Here is a 610-nt window from a genome sequence, read left to right as displayed (position 1 = left end):
GCGCCAGGGCGTCGGCCAGGACGCCGATCCCGTCCCCCTGCGGCGGCGCCCCGAGATCGGTCTGGCGGGCCGTCATGGGCCCGGTCACCGTGACGGTGAGCGCCACGGTCTCGAAGCCGAAGCCGGCGTCGAGCGCGGCCCCGAGGCGGTCGAGGCGCAAGGAGACCAGGGTGGCGACGCGCTCGCAGGCCGGCAGCACCTTGAAGGTGACCTCGGTGAGCAGCCCGAGCGTGCCGTGGGCGCCGGCCATCAGCTTCACGAGGTCGAGCCCGGTGACGTTCTTCATCACCCGGCCGCCCGACTTGATCGCCTCGCCGCGCCCGTTGACGAAGCGCACGCCGATCAGGCTATCGCGGGCCGCCCCGGCGTTGATCCGGCGGGGGCCGGCATTGTTGGTCGCGGCGACCGCGCCCAGGGTCGGCTCACCGCCGGTGCCGTAGAGCTTGCGAAAGTCCATCGGCTCGAACGGCAGCATCTGGCCCCGGGAGGCCAGCAGGGCCTCGACCTCCGCGAGCGGCGTGCCCGCGCGCGCCGACACCACCATCTCGGCGGGCTCGTAGAGCGTGACGCCGGCGAGCTTCCGGGCCGAGAGCGTCGCGTTGTCCTGCGC

1 protein-coding gene is annotated in these 610 nt (G+C 74.1%); it reads right to left on the bottom strand.

From position 1 onward, the window contains the following. Positions 1 to 610 (bottom strand): FAD-binding protein (locus FV228_RS32005; RefSeq protein ID WP_246694117.1); only part of this gene is annotated, 610 nt, incomplete at both ends.

Origin of the sequence: Methylobacterium sp. WL18, from assembly GCF_008040015.1 — a bacterium.
In the GTDB taxonomy this organism is placed as follows: Bacteria; Pseudomonadota; Alphaproteobacteria; order Rhizobiales; family Beijerinckiaceae; genus Methylobacterium; species Methylobacterium mesophilicum.
The sequence above is the reverse complement of the archived record's forward strand: the minus strand, read 5'-3'. Positions and strand labels throughout refer to the sequence as shown.